This window comes from Bacteroides propionicigenes, from assembly GCF_018390535.1.
Classification (GTDB): domain Bacteria; phylum Bacteroidota; class Bacteroidia; order Bacteroidales; family Bacteroidaceae; genus Bacteroides; species Bacteroides propionicigenes.
In genome coordinates this window covers 347,865-366,255 of record NZ_JAHBBW010000003.1, presented here as the reverse complement: position 1 = coordinate 366,255, position 18,391 = coordinate 347,865, and the positions used below count along the sequence as shown (strand labels likewise).

General features: G+C 41.9%; 14 protein-coding genes and 1 tRNA gene. 4 read left to right on the top strand and 11 right to left on the bottom strand.

What is annotated here, in order from left to right:
• Positions 1 to 114 precede the first annotated feature (114 nt).
• From hepB to purU, 9 genes are all read right to left on the bottom strand, one after another.
• Positions 115 to 2,457, bottom strand: coding sequence for a heparin/heparin-sulfate lyase HepB (hepB, locus tag KG118_RS06810; protein WP_117713266.1), 2,343 nt, complete (start codon positions 2,455 to 2,457; stop codon positions 115 to 117).
• A 290-nt stretch (positions 2,458 to 2,747) separates the two neighbouring features.
• Positions 2,748 to 3,908, bottom strand: a complete 1,161-nt coding sequence (gene lysA, locus KG118_RS06805) for a diaminopimelate decarboxylase (protein WP_117713265.1) — start codon at positions 3,906 to 3,908, stop codon at positions 2,748 to 2,750.
• A gap of 88 nt (positions 3,909 to 3,996) precedes the next feature.
• On the bottom strand, positions 3,997 to 5,313 hold the full coding sequence (locus tag KG118_RS06800) for an aspartate kinase (RefSeq protein WP_117713264.1): 1,317 nt from the start codon (positions 5,311 to 5,313) through the stop codon (positions 3,997 to 3,999).
• A gap of 35 nt (positions 5,314 to 5,348) precedes the next feature.
• A complete protein-coding gene (locus KG118_RS06795) occupies positions 5,349 to 6,056 on the bottom strand; it encodes a cell division ATP-binding protein FtsE (protein ID WP_117713263.1) in 708 nt (235 codons plus the stop codon).
• A 6-nt stretch (positions 6,057 to 6,062) separates the two neighbouring features.
• Entirely contained in the window at positions 6,063 to 6,671 is a 609-nt protein-coding gene (hisIE, locus tag KG118_RS06790) for a bifunctional phosphoribosyl-AMP cyclohydrolase/phosphoribosyl-ATP diphosphatase HisIE (RefSeq protein WP_117713262.1), read from the bottom strand.
• Positions 6,672 to 6,742: 71 nt separating this feature from the next.
• Positions 6,743 to 7,501, bottom strand: coding sequence for an imidazole glycerol phosphate synthase subunit HisF (gene hisF / locus KG118_RS06785; protein WP_117713261.1), 759 nt, complete (start codon positions 7,499 to 7,501; stop codon positions 6,743 to 6,745).
• Between the two features lie 42 nt (positions 7,502 to 7,543).
• On the bottom strand, positions 7,544 to 8,266 hold the full coding sequence (gene hisA, locus KG118_RS06780; protein ID WP_117713260.1) for a 1-(5-phosphoribosyl)-5-[(5-phosphoribosylamino)methylideneamino]imidazole-4-carboxamide isomerase: 723 nt from the start codon (positions 8,264 to 8,266) through the stop codon (positions 7,544 to 7,546).
• 47 nt (positions 8,267 to 8,313) lie between these two features.
• Positions 8,314 to 8,904, bottom strand: coding sequence for an imidazole glycerol phosphate synthase subunit HisH (gene hisH, locus KG118_RS06775; RefSeq protein ID WP_117713259.1), 591 nt, complete (start codon positions 8,902 to 8,904; stop codon positions 8,314 to 8,316).
• Positions 8,905 to 8,910: 6 nt separating this feature from the next.
• Positions 8,911 to 9,768, bottom strand: coding sequence for a formyltetrahydrofolate deformylase (gene purU, locus KG118_RS06770; protein ID WP_004289958.1), 858 nt, complete (start codon positions 9,766 to 9,768; stop codon positions 8,911 to 8,913).
• A 393-nt stretch (positions 9,769 to 10,161) separates the two neighbouring features.
• On the opposite strand from purU, the gene KG118_RS06765 reads away from it, so the two are divergent.
• The 3 genes from KG118_RS06765 to KG118_RS06755 all read left to right on the top strand — a co-directional run bounded on the left by KG118_RS06765 (position 10,162) and on the right by KG118_RS06755 (position 12,514).
• Positions 10,162 to 10,235 (top strand) — tRNA-Asp (locus tag KG118_RS06765).
• 464 nt (positions 10,236 to 10,699) lie between these two features.
• The gene (locus KG118_RS06760) at positions 10,700 to 11,599 is read left to right on the top strand and encodes a helix-turn-helix domain-containing protein (protein ID WP_117713257.1); all 900 of its coding nucleotides are present in this window, start codon (positions 10,700 to 10,702) and stop codon (positions 11,597 to 11,599) included.
• An 18-nt stretch (positions 11,600 to 11,617) separates the two neighbouring features.
• A complete protein-coding gene (locus KG118_RS06755) occupies positions 11,618 to 12,514 on the top strand; it encodes a helix-turn-helix domain-containing protein (RefSeq protein ID WP_117713256.1) in 897 nt (298 codons plus the stop codon).
• A gap of 15 nt (positions 12,515 to 12,529) precedes the next feature.
• Here the strand turns inward: KG118_RS06755 and KG118_RS06750 are convergent, their stop codons facing one another.
• A complete protein-coding gene (locus KG118_RS06750) occupies positions 12,530 to 13,048 on the bottom strand; it encodes a hypothetical protein (RefSeq protein WP_117713255.1) in 519 nt (172 codons plus the stop codon).
• Positions 13,049 to 13,316: 268 nt separating this feature from the next.
• Here KG118_RS06750 and KG118_RS06745 point away from each other — a divergent pair, with 268 nt between their 5' ends.
• Entirely contained in the window at positions 13,317 to 14,195 is an 879-nt protein-coding gene (locus KG118_RS06745) for a PfkB family carbohydrate kinase (protein ID WP_117713254.1), read from the top strand.
• 65 nt (positions 14,196 to 14,260) lie between these two features.
• Here KG118_RS06745 and KG118_RS06740 read toward each other — a convergent pair whose 3' ends face one another.
• Complete coding sequence (locus KG118_RS06740; protein WP_233514933.1) at positions 14,261 to 18,256, bottom strand: hybrid sensor histidine kinase/response regulator transcription factor; 3,996 nt, start codon at positions 18,254 to 18,256, stop codon at positions 14,261 to 14,263.
• Positions 18,257 to 18,391 lie beyond the last annotated feature (135 nt).

The window sequence follows — 18,391 nt, the reverse complement described above, 5'->3', positions numbered from 1 at the left end:
TTTATTATCGTTACAAGAAATTAGAACAAGGTCACGAAGACCGTCTTCCTGTCTTGTTTATGGATTTATTATCACGTACTTAACTCAAGCAATATATTTCTTCATTGACGGTTATTATCGGCAAAACCTGTAATAGCCCGCCTTACCCTCAAAAGTAAGGACACCATCAGACGCCTGCACTTCAGCCAGCGGAATAAAGATACGACCATCTTTCTTTACCTGCCAGTTGCCCTCTTTAAGGTCAGTGATGACAAACTTAAACACACCCGCACCTTTGACGGTAAGGGTAAAATCCTGAGATAGCTGTTCACTATTTCTGGCAAAAGTCACAACACGGTCGGCTAATTGAGCACCTACTATCTGTGCATTCTCAATACGCTGTACATCGTTCAGCTTATCACACCTGTCATCGGCAACCTGTATCACATTCAAGAAATTATCGGTAACGGCAGAGGCTGCAGGTGATACCTCTACTCTCCAGGCTCCACGCTCGTTGGCATTGTCAAGATAAGGGGCTACGGCATCATTGGGATAGTTAGTACCGAACACCCAGTTTTCCTTACCGGGGCCGCCAACCTTATCAATATGTATATTGTCTGCCCGAGGCAGAAGAACGGTATTATGCAGCATACCGCTGTCACCGTCTTTAGTACGTCGCACAGTAAAAGTATTACCCTCAAGCGTAGGCTCTTCAATACTATGCAGTAACCAGTATTTACGAAAATCGGGATTGGAAGCCGATACTTTATCATAAACTATAAGTGCGGCAGGTACCTTTTCAGACTTCAAATTAAGAAAAACGAAAGAACGCTTGGCTTCTTTTACTTTCCGGGTATATGCTTGAGTTATATCACCCTTCAAATAAGAATAGTCGGGAGTTTGCGCATCAGGGCCAAATCCATGAGCCAAAACTTTACCTACCGTATACTCTTCGGATAAAAGACTGTCAAGCGAGTTACAAGTTTTCCAACCGTCACCGCACATACGCTGCCCACCGTCATTGGATGCAAATCTGGTCTTTCCGCCACCACCATAGTTCCAACAGCCGAACTTTTCGTCAGGGTCGTATACCAATAAGGAATTATGGGCAATGGTACGTTTAAAATAGTTCTTGTTGTTGGGACTGTTATAACCGCCCGAACTACCGCTGTAAGCGCCGGCATCAATAGCCAAAGGGCCCTTATGGTAGATTTGGAAGCTGCCACCGTCCATATGTTGGTGGTTTCCCACAAACTGTTCGTTGATTTTCATCTCAGCAATCACACTGTTGGCATCCCAACCGGTACGGGCAATCATCCACCCATAAGGAGTACCGGAATAACGTGTCAACGGCAGGTCATCGGGAGCTTTACCTTTCAGATCATAGTCGCGCCACAACAATTCGTATATCAGGCAGTGGTTCATAGACTCATTGCCTGATTTATTCAAGTGAGGATTACGCTCAAACTCATAGGCCAGATATTCATCTTTATAATAACTGGAAGCTAAAAACATAGGCACAGGCATAGTGAGCAATGCGGGACGGTTCTGTGGATAATCATCTCCCGAAGGCAGCAACACTCCATCGGGCCGACGACGATAAACGATATCATAGAGCACAAATCTCGCCGAAGAATCGTAAATACTGCCGGCCCCCATTTTATCCAAAATCCACAAAGGGAATAGATCGCAGGCAAAACGGACATGCACATAATTCGTCCCCTGATGATAGTTCTGCCCTTCATAGAAATAGTTACGTGCCGGAATATAATCACGATAGAGCATCGTAATGACGTGGTTGTACATATCGGGATATTCGTCATAAATGGCAATACCGGCGGACAGCATATCACGCATAATCATCCACTCTGACGGATGCCCGGCTATGGGTTGATTATTACGTGGCGGATAACCGCATTCCATACTCTTTGCCAAGCGAATGAACTCTTTGATATAAGCTTGTTTTTCGGAACTCTTCATTTGGTCATAGCACCAATCATATACCATAGCACCCGTAATCAGCATCGCACCACTGGCTCGCGACAAGTCGGAACGGGTACCAAAAGTGGCACGCTGCAACGTATCAAGCATAGCGGTGATGGCACGGCGTGCCAAACGCTTGTCACCATCCAGCAAATAGTCGAGAGCCTGTAACTGTACTCTCGATGTAACACCACGCATCTCGTAATAGTAACGAAAGCCGCGATTTGTAACGGCAGCTTCTTCGGCGGGAGTACGGTCTTTGCTCAACTCTTTCATGAGAGAAAGTGTCTGTTGCGCTTGAGGCGTTTTCATACGCTCCTTCAATGCAGGCAAATCGGATGAACGAACGTACAAACGGGGGTGCGTTTGAGGTGGAATCGGTACATTAACTCCTTCTACTTCCTGCCAAACTACGTCTTTCGGTAACTCCTGCGCTGAGAGACAAAATAAGTTAAGTATCAGACTGATTGAAAAGAGAATCGTTTTGTGTTTCATTATGAAGTTTATATCAGATGTTAATGCCGTAAAAGTACAATAAAAAAATCAAGTAGCCATAAAAAACAAGAGGTTGTATCAAAATATAAAAGCCCTATCACTCTGTCATTCTGAACGTAGTGAAGAATCTCTTCTCTGCATACATAAGAGAGGAGATTCTTCGTCGCAAGCTCCTCTGAATGACAGACTATACCTTAGCGTAAAAATCAAAAGATGTTTTGAGCGAAGCTAATGATAGGGCTTTTATATTTTGACATATCCCCTTAATAATTCTTTATATATCCGTATACCTATACCAGTTCGTCCGATGTATAACCTTGCGGCAACTCTCGACAGTTATAGCCCGAGGCCATAATTTCACCGTAGGCTCCGGCAGAGCGAAGGGCTATAAGGTCACCACGCTTCACACCGTTCAAGTCGACAGCTTTACCAAAGACATCTGATGACTCGCAAATAGGACCTACCACATCGTAGGTCTGCTGTGGAGCATCTGAAGTAATATTTTCTATCTTATGGAATGCCTGGTAGAGTGCAGGACGAATCAAGTCTGTCATACCTGCATCCAGAATAGCGAACTGTTTGTTAGTACCTTGCTTTACGTACAACACCTTTGAAATGAGCGAACCGCACTGTCCCACTACCGAACGTCCCAATTCAAAATGGAGCGTCTGATAAGAACGAAGCTTCAGGCAGTTGTCATAAGTTTCAAAGTAGCGTTTGAAATCGGGTACCGGCTGACGGTTAGGATGTCCGTAATCAATACCGAGACCACCGCCGACATTGACGTGTTCAATACGTATCTGACGGGCTTCAAGCTTATCCAGCAATTCGTTGACACGATTGCACAGAGCCACAAAATCACCCATATCCAATATCTGAGACCCGATGTGGAAGTGCAGTCCGATGAACCTGACATTCTTCATCCCCTGCGCTACGTCTATCACACTATCCATATCCTCCATACTGATACCGAATTTGTTTTCCGCCAACCCGGTAGTGATATTGGCATGAGTATGCGCGCCTACGTTGGGGTTTATACGGAAAGCAACACTGGCTACCTTGCCCTTCGCCTCAGCAAGTTCATTGATAATTTCCAATTCGGGAACAGACTCTACATTAAAGCAAAAGATGTTATAGTCCAGTCCGAGGTTTATCTCCCAGTCGGCTTTGCCCACACCGGCAAATACAATCTTATCGGCAGGGAAGCCGGCCTTGATGGCCGCACGGATTTCACCGCCGCTGACACAGTCGGCTCCCATCCCGCTTTCACGGATAATAGTAAGGACTTTAGGATTGGCATTGGCCTTTACCGCATAATGCACCGAATAGTTATCGTATCGCGATGCTTCGGCACGGATACAGGTAAGGGTATCACGCAGAATCTTCGTATCGTAATAATAAAACGGAGTACGCAGTTCGCGGAATTTATCAATAGGAAATATTCCTTTCATATGATTATTATGGATTATATCTTTGTTTAGTTAAAAAGAGCGCTTTTATCAGGAAGGTAAAAGCGCTCATATCTATTGTATACTTTCATTATTCATTGAACAACGCATCACTAAGCGATTGTAAAGCCTGTTTCTTATCACATTCGCGGATAAGGAAAGAGATGTTATAGTTGCTGCCGCCGAAAGAAATCATACGCACCGGTATGTCACGCATAGCATCAAGGGCTTTGGCTTCAAAACCGACATTTTCCCATTCGAGGTCTCCTACCACGCAGATGATACACATATCCTTATCTACCGTTACCGTACCGTATTTTTTCAAGTCGTCCAAAATCTCATTGAGATGTTTGGTATTGTCGATAGAGACAGACACACCTACCTCTGAAGTACAGATCATGTCGATAGAAGTCTGATAGCTTTCGAAGATTTCAAACACTTTGCGCAGGAAACCATGGGCCAGCAACATACGGCTGGACTTAATTTTGATAGCCGTAATATTCTCCTTGGCGGCTACTGCCTTGATTTTACCCTTCTCCGTATCGTTGGAAATGAGTGTACCCGGAGCTGTTGGGTCCATTGTATTGAGCAAGCGTACAGGAATGTTAGCGTACTTGGCAGGCTGAATACAGGTAGGATGCAGAATCTTCGCACCGAAATATGCCAACTCAGCCGCCTCTTCAAAGTGGAGATGGCGTACCGGAGAAGTCTTATCTACAATACGAGGGTCATTGTTGTGCATACCGTCAATATCCGTCCAAATCTGAATTTCAGAAGCCTTGACAGCCGCACCTATCAATGAAGCGGTATAGTCGCTACCACCGCGTTGCAGATTATCTACCTCGCCATAGGCATTGCGACAGATGAAACCTTGTGTGATATAAATTTCGGCATCGGGATGCAATTCGAGCTGAACGTTAAGTTTATCTTTAATATAAACCGGATCGGGCTCTGCATTCTTGTCCGTACGCATATATTCTAAAGCCGGAAGCAGAACAGACTTCACGCCACATTCCTGCAGATAGTAGTTCATCATGGCGGTAGAAATCAACTCACCCTGTGCCAACACTACTTTCTCCTCGAACAGTGTAAAGAGGTCTTTGGTATAAGAACGGATATAGTCGAAATGAGATTTGATAAGTTCCAATCCCTTCTCTTTATATTCAGGAGTAGCATAAAGTTCATCAATATGCTGGCGGTATTTCGCTTCCAGTCTGTTGATAATCTCATTAGCACCTTCCGGATTTTTCTTGTACAGATAGTCCGAAATTTCAACCAATGTGTTTGTAGTTCCCGACATGGCGGAAAGAACTACAATCTTACGTTCACCATCGGTAATCAATTTGGCTACTTCCTTAATTCTCTGAGCCGAACCTACTGAAGTACCTCCAAACTTTAAAACTTTCATTTTCGTTCCTGTATTAAAATGTTATATAATCTTGTTTACTTTTCTTCTGCTGGCTCCGGAACAGAATACTGCTCCGTTACATCCGTTATCAAATGGTCGGCACAACGATATACGCGTCCCGGATATTCCCAAAGCAACTGCATATTGTGCGTAGTCATAATAACAAGCGAACCTGCCTCACTAATATTATGTAGAAGCTGGGTTATAGCAAAACCTGTCTCCACATCCAAGTTTCCCGTAGGCTCATCGGCAAGGATAATTTCCGGAGAGTTGAGTACGGCACGGGCTATCACGATACGTTGCTGTTCACCACCCGACAATTCGTTAGGATATTTATAGCCTTTATTATTCATACCCACCAATTGCAATACTTCGCTGATACGGTCTTTTATCTCCCCCTTGTTCTTCCATCCGGTAGCACGGAGCACAAACTCAAGATTGTCGTACACCGTACGGTCGGTAAGCAACTGGAAGTCCTGAAATACGATACCCAACTTGCGACGTAACTGCGGAATATGCTTGCGCTTGATATGCAACATATCATATCCAAGCACTTCGGCATCCCCCGATGCAACATCCAGTTCGCCGTAAAAGGTTTTGAGCAAACTTGTCTTACCCGAACCGACTTTGCCGATAAGGTAGACAAACTCTCCTTTGTGCAGCTCCAAATTTACATCGTTCAACACACACAGTTCCTGCTGGTGTATCTCCACGTCTTTATATCGTATCAGCACTTCGTCCATAATAACTTAATGTTTCTTCCAAGTCGCACTGTGCCGCTCCTCCAACTCGCGTGCCAAATCTTCTATACGATAACCTTTAGAGGTCAGCAATACGATGAGGTGGTACAACAAATCAGCCCCTTCATATATCAAGCGTTCGTCAGTACCATTACACGCTTCAATGACCGTTTCAACCGCTTCTTCACCCACTTTCTGCGCCATCTTATTAACACCCGACTGAAACAGGCTGGTTGTGTAGGAGCCTTCCGGCATTTCGGCATGACGCTTGTCGATGAAATCCTGAAGGAGCTTCAGGAACATAACGGGCTGTTCGTTTTTCTCACCCCAGCAAGTGTCCGTACCCGTATGGCAAACCGGGCCAACCGGATGTACTTGGATTAGTAGAGTATCCTTGTCGCAGTCCTCTTTCATGGAAACTACGTTCAAGAAGTTACCGCTCTCCTCCCCTTTTGTCCAAAGACGATTCTTTGTACGGCTAAAGAATGTTACCTTACCGGTTTTTACGGTCTTGTCATATGCTTCCCGGTTCATAAAACCCAACATCAGCACCTTAGCTGTGTCAGCGTCTTGTATAATTGCCGGAACGAGTCCGTTCATTTTGTCAAAATCCAACATCTCAAATATATTATTAGGTATTTATCACTTTATCACACTACCGCCTTATCATCTTTTCAAATTATCACTTTTCAAATCCGGCGCATTGCGATTCCCCGGGCGCAAAGATACGATTTTAAATCGGGAATTTTGATTTCTCCGAAATGAAAAACGCTGGCAGCCAAGGCAGCATCCGCTTTTCCCTCTAAAAAGACATCACGGAAATGTTCTTTCGCACCTGCTCCACCTGATGCGATTATCGGTATGGAAAGCCCATCGGCAAGGACAGCAAGAGTTTCGTTGGCATATCCGGTCTTTACACCGTCGTGGTTCATACTGGTAAAAAGCACTTCACCGGCACCACGCTCCTGCGCTTCTTTTGTCCAAGAAAAGAGCTCTTTGTCGGTTTCTACACGTCCACCGTTAAGATAGCACCACCAGCCCTTTTCCGTCTGTTTGGCGTCAACAGCCAGCACACAAACCTGCGAACCGAAATGCTTGGCTATCTCGTCAATCAATTCGGGACGGCGAATGGCTGAGGAATTGATAGATATTTTATCCGCACCGGCATTCAGCAACCGGTCTACGTCACTCAATTCATGTATACCGCCCCCCACGGTGAAAGGTATGCTGATGTTGGCGGCAATACGCTTCACCAGTTCGGCAAATGTTTTCCGCCCCTCGAAGCTGGCAGTAATATCCAGAAAAACCAATTCGTCAGCACCCTGCTCGCTATAAGCACGTGCCAACTCAACCGGATCGCCTGCATGACGTAAGTTCACAAAATTGGTTCCTTTTACGGTCTGCCCGTCTTTGATGTCGAGGCAGGGAATGATTCTTTTTGCTAACACTCTGTTTCCTATTTATGATTTATAAGCTATGATTTATGAATCTTAAATCATAAATCCCTCCAGTTCCTTGAAAGTTATACGCCCTTCGTACAGCGCCTTACCAAAAATAACGGCAGGTACACCCGCAGCTTCCAATTGATGAATATCATCAGCACAACTCACTCCGCCACTGGCTATAAGATAAAGACCCGAATGCACTTCCAATATCTCTTTATACAAAGAGATAGAAGGCCCTTGCAACATTCCGTCGCAATTGATGTCCGTACAGATAACTTTACGGATTCCTTTCTCAATATAATCTTTCAAGAAAGGGAATAATTCGCAAGAGCTCTCATCTTTCCACCCATTGACGGCAATCTTATGGTCTTTTACATCAGCTCCAAGGATGATTTTCTCCGAACCGTATGTTTGCAGCCAATGGCAGAAACGCTCCGGATTCTTTACGGCAATACTTCCCCCCGTCACCATTTGCGCACCATTCTCAAAAGCGATAATCAAATCTTCATCGCTCTTCACCCCGCCACCGAAATCTATAATCAAGGAAGTGCGGGAAGCAATCTGCTCCAACGTGCGGTAGTTCACCACATGATGAGATGCGGCCCCATCGAGGTCTACCACATGAAGGCGGCGAATACCATGCGCTTCAAGTTCCTTAGCCACTTCCACAGGGTTCTCATTATACACTTTCTTACTATCATAATCACCTTGGGATAGCCGTACGCACTTTCCATCGATAATATCAATAGCGGGAATTAACTCTATCATTTCAATTAATTACAAATTACGAATTAACAAATAGTGACTCCTTTCATCTATAAGTCCAAGAAATTCTGTAGGATACGTTCGCCTACGCTTCCACTCTTTTCGGGATGGAACTGAGTGGCATAATAGTTGTCCTTATGTAAAGCGGCGCTGAACGGAAGTATATAATCCGTTACGGCAGCCGTACAGTCGTTGACCGGAACGTAAAAGCTGTGTACGAAATAGACAAATTCTTCTTTCGTAAAACCTTTAAAAAGGTCGCTGTCAGTCTGTGAAATTGTATTCCAACCCATATGGGGCACTTTATCCTCATGCTTCTGTGATACAAAACGCTTCACGTCAACATCAAAAATACCGAGGCAATCTGCATCCCCTTCTTCCGAATGGCGGCACATCAGCTGCATCCCCAGACAAATGCCCAGCACCGGCTGGCGCAATTCCTTTATCAGTTTATCCATTCCTTCGGCTCTCAGGAAATTCATGGTTGTCTCCGCCTCGCCCACTCCGGGAAAGATGACTTTATCCGCAGCACGTAACACCGCTTCATCTGCCGTAATCTCCGCCTCAACACCCAAACGCTTCAAAGCATAGTCCACCGAACGGATATTACCTGCATTATATTTGACAACTGCAACCTTCATTCGCTACTAATTAAATATTACGGTCTTATTTTTGTATGCCAATACCTTACGTTCAATATGTTTCTGAACGGCACGAGACAGGACTATTTTTTCCAAATCCTTACCTTTATTCACTAAATCCTGCACTGTATCCTTATGTGTGATACGTACTACATCCTGTTCGATGATGGGACCTGCATCCAACTCCGTAGTTACATAATGGCTGGTGGCACCGATAATCTTTACACCACGCTCAAAAGCCGCATGATAGGGCTTTGCCCCTACAAATGCCGGAAGGAAAGAATGGTGAATATTAATAATACGATTGGGATAAGCGTTTATCATCTTCTCGGAGATAACCTGCATATAACGCGCCAGCACTATAAAGTTTACCTTGTGTTTGGCAAGCAATTCCATTTCTTTCTTCTCCTGTTCTTCCTTAGTCTCCTTAGTGATAGGAAACAGATGAAAAGGTATTCCAAAACGTTCCGCTACATGCTGCAAGTCGGGATGATTACTTATTATAAGAGGTATCTCCACATTCCACTCGCCCGCCGTATAGCGTGCCAGCAAATCGAACAAACAGTGAGACATCTTCGATACGAAGATGGCCATACGCGGTTTTGCATCTGAAAAGTAAAGGCGGAAACTCATTCCATACTTCTGCGCATACAATGTTTCAAAATAATCCTCTATCTTTTCTTGAGGAACCAGGAAATTTTCCAATTCCCACTCGATACGCATGAAAAAGATATTCTCCACATGGTCTACATATTGATCCAAATAGATAATATTACCCTTATTCACCGTTATAAAGTCCGTTACTTCTGCCAAAATACCCGGTTTATCGGGACAGTGAAGTAACAGTTTGGCTGTTTTCATCATCCTAAAATCTATTTTTTATCGTTTTCTAATTACAACATTCTTGTTTTGAGTTCGCAAAAATAACGATTTATTGCAAAATAACGAACTTTTCGAGCAAGAAGTTTAAAACTCGGTATAAAAAGTTTCGTTTTCTCCAGAAATAGGATTCTATCTGAAAGCTAAATGCTACCTAAATACTACCTAAATGTTACCTAAACACTATACAAGCATTTTCCTAAATAGTTGTTAAATCAAAGTATCTCCATTTTTTACAATATTCTCAATATGAGGACATAAAACAAGCACAATCCAAAGCTCTCAAAAAAAAGTTTATCACAGCTATTGCAGATTCAAAAAAAACGCCTACCTTTGCAACCGCAATCGAGAGAGATAGCGATGAAAGAATGAAATTCTGGTGCGTTAGTTCAGTTGGTTAGAATACATGCCTGTCACGCATGGGGTCACGGGTTCGAGTCCCGTACGCACCGCTTTCTTATGAAGCAAAATAAAGAAAAGTCCTGAAGTTCAACACTTTGGGACTTTTTTTTTCTCCAACCCCGCACCCAAAAGTAGCGGAACAGGGAGCAGTAGAAAATTTGCAGGGATTTTGTTTAATGTAATAATACAGTCTCATGCCACTCCCCTTCCACCCTTCCGAAACCTCCTGTTTATACGGGAGGCTTTGGAAGGGTGGAAGGGGTACAGGTGCAAACTGGAATCCAAGCATATTCCCTGTTTTGATGTATATCATAATCCGTTTTAATGTATATCAAAACGGATTATGATATACATCAAAACAGCTCTTTGGCGGCTGAATACTTCTTGCACAAATAGTGATAGGTTTGGATTGTTATTACGGACATTTGTAACCTATTTACTGATTCTCTACAAAGTGGCATACTACCTATAAATTTATTCTTTACATTTGTGCAGGACTAAATAATGATACCTTATGAAAGAAGTTATTAAGCTGGACACAGTAGATGAATACAACCAGTTCTTCGGGCTCGAAACATTACATCCGTTGGTGAGTGTGATAAACCTATCGGAAGCTACCAGATTTCCAACGCATTTCACGATGAACTATGGAGTGTATGCACTCTTTCTGAAAAACATAAAATGTGGAGATATTCGTTACGGCAGACAGGTGTATGATTATCAAGAAGGGACTGTCACCAGTTTTGCTCCGGGACAGGTTGTTGAAACAGAGATGCAGCAAGGAGTGAAACCAAGTGCTCATGGTCTTCTGTTCCACCCCGATTTGATTAAAGGAACTTCTTTAGGACAGGACATCAAACATTATTCATTCTTCTCTTATGCCTCAGCCGAAGCCCTACATTTATCCGAAGAAGAAAAAGGAATTTTTATGGACTGCCTTGAAAAAATAAAAATGGAACTTCAGCATCCGATAGATAAACATAGTAAACGTCTGATTTCACGAAACATCGAACTGCTGTTAGATTACTGTATGCGTTTTTATGAAAGGCAGTTCATCACCCGTTCCGAAAACAACAAGAATGTATTGGTCAAATTCGAAGCCTTGCTTGATGACTATTTCCAAAGTGACAAGCCACAGACAAACGGACTTCCTTCTGTAAAGTATTTTGCAGACAAGGTATTCCTGTCTCCCAACTATTTTGGCGATCTTATAAAGAAAGAAACCGGAAAAAGCGCGCAAGAATACATCCAGACCAAAATGATTGATTTGGCCAAAGAAATGATTGCAGGAACAGAAAAGACTGTCAGCCAAATTGCCTATGAGCTGGGATTCCAATACTCACAGCACTTCAACCGCATATTCAAGAAGAATGTAGGATATACGCCCGGTGAGTACAGAAAGTTGCAAATATAAGGATACAAGACTGTCTTAATGAAAAGCAAAATACTAAATATAGAGACTGTACATCAATGTAATTGTTGTATGGGGTATAAGACATTGCACCCGCTGGTGAGTGTCATCGACTTATCCAAAGCCAACTTGGAACAACACACTATCAGATGCAATTTCTATACAATTATTCTGGTAGAAGGAGAAGCCGGAGACTTTACATACGGACGCAAATACTATGATTACTCCAATGCTTCGATGATATTCCGTACGCCGGGAGAATCCATTAAACTGGATATAAGTAATGTACTAACACAGAAAGGGTGGTTATTGGCATTCCATCCGGACCTGATAGCGTCTACCGCATTGGAAGACCACATCAAAGACTACTCTTTCTTTTTCTACAATCTGAATGAATCACTGCATCTTTCACTGCGCGAGAAGATAAAAATCGTAAACTGTATCTGCAATATCGAAGAAGAGCTGCAACATCCCATAGATTGTCACAGCAAGACTCTGATTGCACGCTATATAGAATTACTGCTGGATTATTGTACACGCTTCAACGAACGCCAATTCATTACCCGTTGTGAAGCCAACAAAATAATTCTGCATAAAACCAATTTACTACTGAACAAGTACATCCTGTCCGGCAGGCTGGAAGACGGTGTTTTACCAACAGATGAATTTTGCGCCAATGCTCTCCACTTGTCTCCCAACTATTTCAGTGATTTGCTGAAATTTGAAACCGGAAAAAGTCTTCACGAATATTTTCAGCTAATGCGCCTGAATATTGCCAAGAAACTCTTGCAATGTAAAGACAATACAACTTGTATGGTAGCCAAGAAGCTGGGCTATGCAAACGCACAATATTTCACCTGTCTGTTCAAAAAGATAACAGGCATGACTCCGGCGGAATACAAATACAGACAGAACTAATCGTTCTCCTACTGATTATTCCTTCTGCACAGGACTGATATAGTCTTCTTTAATAAACTCATCATACACTTTCTTCGGATGATCGAACGGAGCAACCCCTGTCCTGTCTTCCTTAAAATTCTCACGGCGGAATTGTTTCAGTTTTACATTATCTTCTGCATATTCCCTCAACTTTTTCCTCTCACTACCATACAATGAGCTGTCAAGTACCTCATAATCCAAAAGACTCTCTTTGGGAGTAATGGTAGGCAACAGCCGCTGCTCCAACAAACCGCGATAAGCTCCATTATATTCACACCATACATTATCTCCCATTACAAATATACGATACTTGTAACTGGACCACGCTGTTCTAATACAAACTTCACGTGCGTAAATTTCAATTGATGCTTCCGAATCATAACTTTGGTCACGAATCACAACCACTTTCCGCCCGGAAATATCCTCCTTTACAACAGTCGTCCATCTCTCACAATTCAGAATCTCATCAATGATTTCTGATAGTTTTTCTCTGATTTCAAATTGTATTCTCATATTCTTTGCCTGTGGGTCAGGACTTATTAATACCCCCAATTACAACGTTCCAATTTAATAAAAATCCGTATAAAAAACAACTAAAATCCATTATTTTCATAGTTTCAGGCAAGAAATATAAATAATTAAGCATTATTACGAGGAACGCCGGAATATCTTTTTGAAAACAGACTACGGATGTTGTTGTCAATATTACTATTTTTCTCAATAAATCACTACCTTTGCGGCAAATTACAAATAAATAAACGAATAAAAACAACAGGGAACAATGAGTGTACACGATTTATGCTGTATCGGTTATATCACACAAGACAAGATAGTTACCACCAAGAACACGATATATATGCCGGGCGGTACTTCTTTTTATTTTGCACATGCCATTAAGCATCTCAATCCAAATGGCTTTTTATTGGTTACAGCATTGGCGGCCTCAGACATGGGCATCGTGGAAGAGATACAGAAAGAGGGCATTGAAGTAAAGACTCTGCCCAGTGCTCATTCTGTCTGTTTTGAAAATATATATGGAGAAAATCAGAACGAACGTACACAACGCGTTACGGCAAAGGCCGACCCGTTTACAATGGAAGGCTTGCAGGATGTCAACGCCCGGATTATTCATTTAGGCAGCCTGTTGGCTGATGACTTTTCATTGGAGGTCATCAAATATTTGTCTGGCAAAGGAATGCTGTCAGTAGATGTTCAAGGTTTTCTTCGTAAAGTGGATAATGAAAAAGTACTGCCCGTAGATTGGTCTGAAAAGAAAGAGGCTTTGAAATATATCCATATATTAAAAGCCAACGAAACCGAAATGGAAGTCCTTACCGGATGCAAGGATCCCCACGAAGCCGCACTGCTCATTGCAGATTGGGGAGTAAAAGAAATATTGCTGACATTGGGAGACAAAGGTTCGCTGATATATGCCAAAGGACAGTTCTATGAAATACCCGCCTATTCCGCCCTGCAAATAGTAGATGCCACAGGCTGCGGAGATACCTATATGGTGGGATATCTGTATATGCGCAACAAAGGCGCATCCTATCAGGAAGCCGGTTGCTTTGCCGCTGCCATGTGCACTATCAAGCTGCAAACGCACGGGCCATTCTGCGGAACAGAGCCGGAAATCAAAAGGATAATCAATCTTGTTTAAAAACCGGTTGCTTTTGCAGAACATACATATCTGTTCTGCAAAAGCAACCGGCCTTATACTCATTTCTAAGTATGCACATCCTTGTTCTTATTGGGTTGAGCATATTCCATAGGAGAAAGGCCATACATCTTTTTGAAAGCGCTCGAAAAATGAGTTTGGCTGGTGAATCCCACAGCATAAGCTATTTGAGTTATTGAGAGATCTTTATTCTTCAGTAAAATAGCTGCTTGCTGAAGACGTAGATTACGAATGAAATCGCTGGGGGTGGTTCCTGCCATCTCTTTCATACGCCGATGCAGATGGGTACGGCTAATTCCTGTTTTCTGTGCAAGCATCTCTACATTAAGTTCCGCATTACTCAAATTTTCATTGATAATCTTCATAATACGTTCCATTAACACTTCATCGTTTCCTTGTAATTCAACAGATGTTATTTTCCCCTCTTGAGCCTGGCTACCCGAGTATTTTCCTTTTAACCGCATACGGTTAGCAATTAAATTAGTCATAAGCGCCACTAATTCTTCTACATTAAAAGGCTTACATAAATATCCGTCCGCTCCTTGTGTCAACCCCTCAATCCGGTGAGCAAATTCAGCTTGTGAAGTTAGCAAAATTATAGGAATGTGATTAGTGTTGGCATTCTTTTTCAGTTCCTTCAACAGTTGTATACCATCCATGTTGGGCATGATGACATCTGAAATAATGAGGTCCGGCTGTTGGGTAATCGCCTTTTTCCACCCTTCTGTTCCGTCTACAGCTGTATCTACATGGTAATATGCCTCCAAATTTTCTTTTAGAAAGTTTCGCAATTCATCATCATCATCAATTACCAAAACACAATAATTTGTTTTCCTATATTTTACTGTTTTCTGAACCGGAAGATTAGGAAGATATTGATTTACCATTCTATTATACGAAATGGAATTTATCTTTTCTTTTACCATTTCTTCCTTTTTTAAATGCTTGTTTCCTAAAGGTATATGTACCACAAAACGACTGCCTTGAGTATCTTTCCTGTTTTCAGCGAAGATAATGCCATGATGTAGTTTCACCAGTAGTCGGCATAAATTCAATCCAATCCCAAAGCCTAAAGAGTTTGTAGTATGGTTCATATCACCTTGATAAAAACGGTCGAAGATTTTTTTCAGTTCTTTTTCGTTCACTCCCTTACCCGTATCTGAAACAGAGATTTCCATATATTGACACAAAGGACCTGTCTCTTTCAGATTAGTTCCTATATTTACCCCTACACAGACAGTACCTTTTTCCGGTGTATACTTAAGAGCATTTGAAAGCAAATTAATTAGCACCTTGTCGAAATTATTCGGATCAATCCATACATACGGAAGCATTTCCGGGAATTTTGCCTCCAAACGAATCTCTTTCAGACGTGCCTGCTCCTCAAACATATAAAGGCAATTATTGACAAAGCGCTGCATATCTATTTCTTCACAGCATATACGCATCTGGCCCTTATCTATTTTCCGGACATCAAGCAATTGATTAATAAGACTCAGAATACGATTAGTATTATACCTGATTGTTGCTAACATTCTATTGACATCGGGACTACACTGCATTGACTGCAACCTTTCCAATGGACTGACAATAAGAGTAAGCGGCGAACGTATTTCGTGAGCAATGTTGATAAAGAACTGTAACTTCATTTCGCTAATCTCCTCCCGCTGTTTTCGCCTGTAAACGATATACAATAAATAGCCGGCCCCCATTACCAATAAAACATAAATAGCTTTGGCACTCACACTTAGATACCAAGGTGGAGTTATATGAATCTGTACTGACCTGATGGGCGAATAAAGTCCATTTTCACAGGCACGTACTTCAAAAGTATAATCTCCCGGCTCCAAGTGATGATATTGTATCCGGCTTTCTCCGGGTTGTGTTTTATTCCAATTCTCACTAAACTCCTCAAGCCGATATTCATAAAGAATATTTCCGGCATCACGAAAGTCCATGGTCGACACCATAAAAGCAAAAGTATTATCCGTATAAGAGAGATTGAAACAGTTGGCATGAATCAGTTCTTCGGTAATAACCGGTTTCTTTCCCGAACGTGTCTGCATGGTCACCTTCTGATCTCGAATGTACATATCAGTGATAACGGGTGGACTATCCGGTCTAGTTAGTTGAATGTCATCAGGATTAAAGCCTGTGATTCCCTTACCACCTCCAAAATAAATCTTCCCGTCCTGACTTTGGGCATATCGTCCCTCTAAATATACTTTTTCTTGCAACCCGTTCCCGGTATAATAATTTACGACTTGTTTATCGGCTAAAAGCACATGACAAATTCCTTTCGTAGTACTACACCACAAATTGCCGTGTTTGTCCTGTACTAATCCACAAATTATATTATCCGGAAGCCCCTGTTCGGTAGTGATAACCGAATATTGATTCGTTTCCGGAACATAGCAAATCAGCCCATTTTTAGTTCCCATCCAAATATTGTGATCTTTTCCTTCGAGAATGGTATAGAACGAACCGGATTTTATTTCCGGATCAAAAGGCAGGTCAAGAAACCTTTCGTTTCGAACATCATAACAACTTATATTTCCAAAGTGTCCCAACCATACTCTATCTTCCGAATCACATAAAACAGAAATAATCCAATAGTTCGTAATATTACTTTCACCCCCAATCGGATTCTTTCTTGAAAGTAGCTGATACTTTCCGGTAGGTAAATGATAGCGTAAAAGCCCCTCTCCTAAGATAGCTACATACAGATTTTTATGTTTATCCTCTGTAATGCATCTTATACTGAAATCTCCTTGCAACGGATATTTTAACTCCAAATCTCCATTGGTCCGATTTAATGAGTACAATCCTTTCCCATTGATTCCTACCCAAAAAACGCCATCGCTATCTTCAAACATCGAAAAGACATCCCCGGCCGTATGAATGTGTCTAACGATATTTCCGTTACAATCCAATTGGTAAATGCCATTATCCTCTACAGAACACCAAACCGTATTTGCTCTATCACAATAAAGTGCATTAATCCAGCCCGGTATATCAGACAACATAATTGGCTGGTTCCAGAAAGAAAAATGCATTGGATGATGCGGCAACATAAGGAGGCCTTGATATAAACATCCAACCCATAAATTTCGTTGCCTATCCTCAAAAACAGTGTTGACCTTAGTCTGATTGACATTTATAAACGGATTGTAAATTCCATCTATATCCGTAATCTTTTCTTCCCCTTGTTTTATACACACAACCCCTTGCCCGTAGGTGCCCAACATGATATCCCCATCATCCGTAAGTGTAGCTGAATGAAAACGAATATCTTTCTTTTTTCCAGAATATGAAAGCGGCACAAGGTTATCGCTCTCTCTATCCCAAAGAAATACAGTTTGCGCAGTGGCAATGATAAGTCTTTTATCCCGATCTTCCAGTATATTTCGTACAACTATGTTCTTTAGCGGATATAGCTTCTCTTTCTGTCCGGCAGAGTCAACACGAACTACTCCTTGTCGGTCAGTTCCTAACCAAAGCTGTTGCCGACTGTCTTCAAAGCCACAAACTACATAAGGCGGATGAAAAAACTTACTTTCAGTGATCAAAGGATAAGCTGTCATTGTTTGGGGATTGACAGAAAAAATACCTGCATCAGATACATTACATAAAATTTCCCCGCTATTCCGTTGGAAAATACTGGTAATTCTCCCCTTTGTCCTCATAGTATGAAGAGTGACTGTCTGAAAATTATCTTTTTCAGGAAAGTAACGCTGCAATCCGTTGGCAGTACCAATCCAAAGATGATTCTCATCATCAATATATAAAGAGTGAATCTCATTATCAGCCAATGAAGTAGAGTCCTGTTTAGCATGATAATAAGACACAAATTGCGAACCGTCAAATCTACGAAGTCCGTCTCTTGTCCCAATCCATAAATAGTTATTCCGGTCTTGACATAATGCATTTATACATTGACTACCTATTGTTTCTTTATCATAAAAGAGTGCATTTTGTGCAAATACCGATTGTGCAATGCTGAACAGTAAAAATATCAGTTGATTTTTAATCATAGTTTCCATAGCCTTTTTCTCACTACAAAGTTATGCCTTTTCCCAAAGAAACACCTTTTTTTAGATAAAAGAAAAGGAACCATTTACTGTTTTTTTGTATCATGTGACAAAAATGAATGAATATAGTACATAAATATATGCATA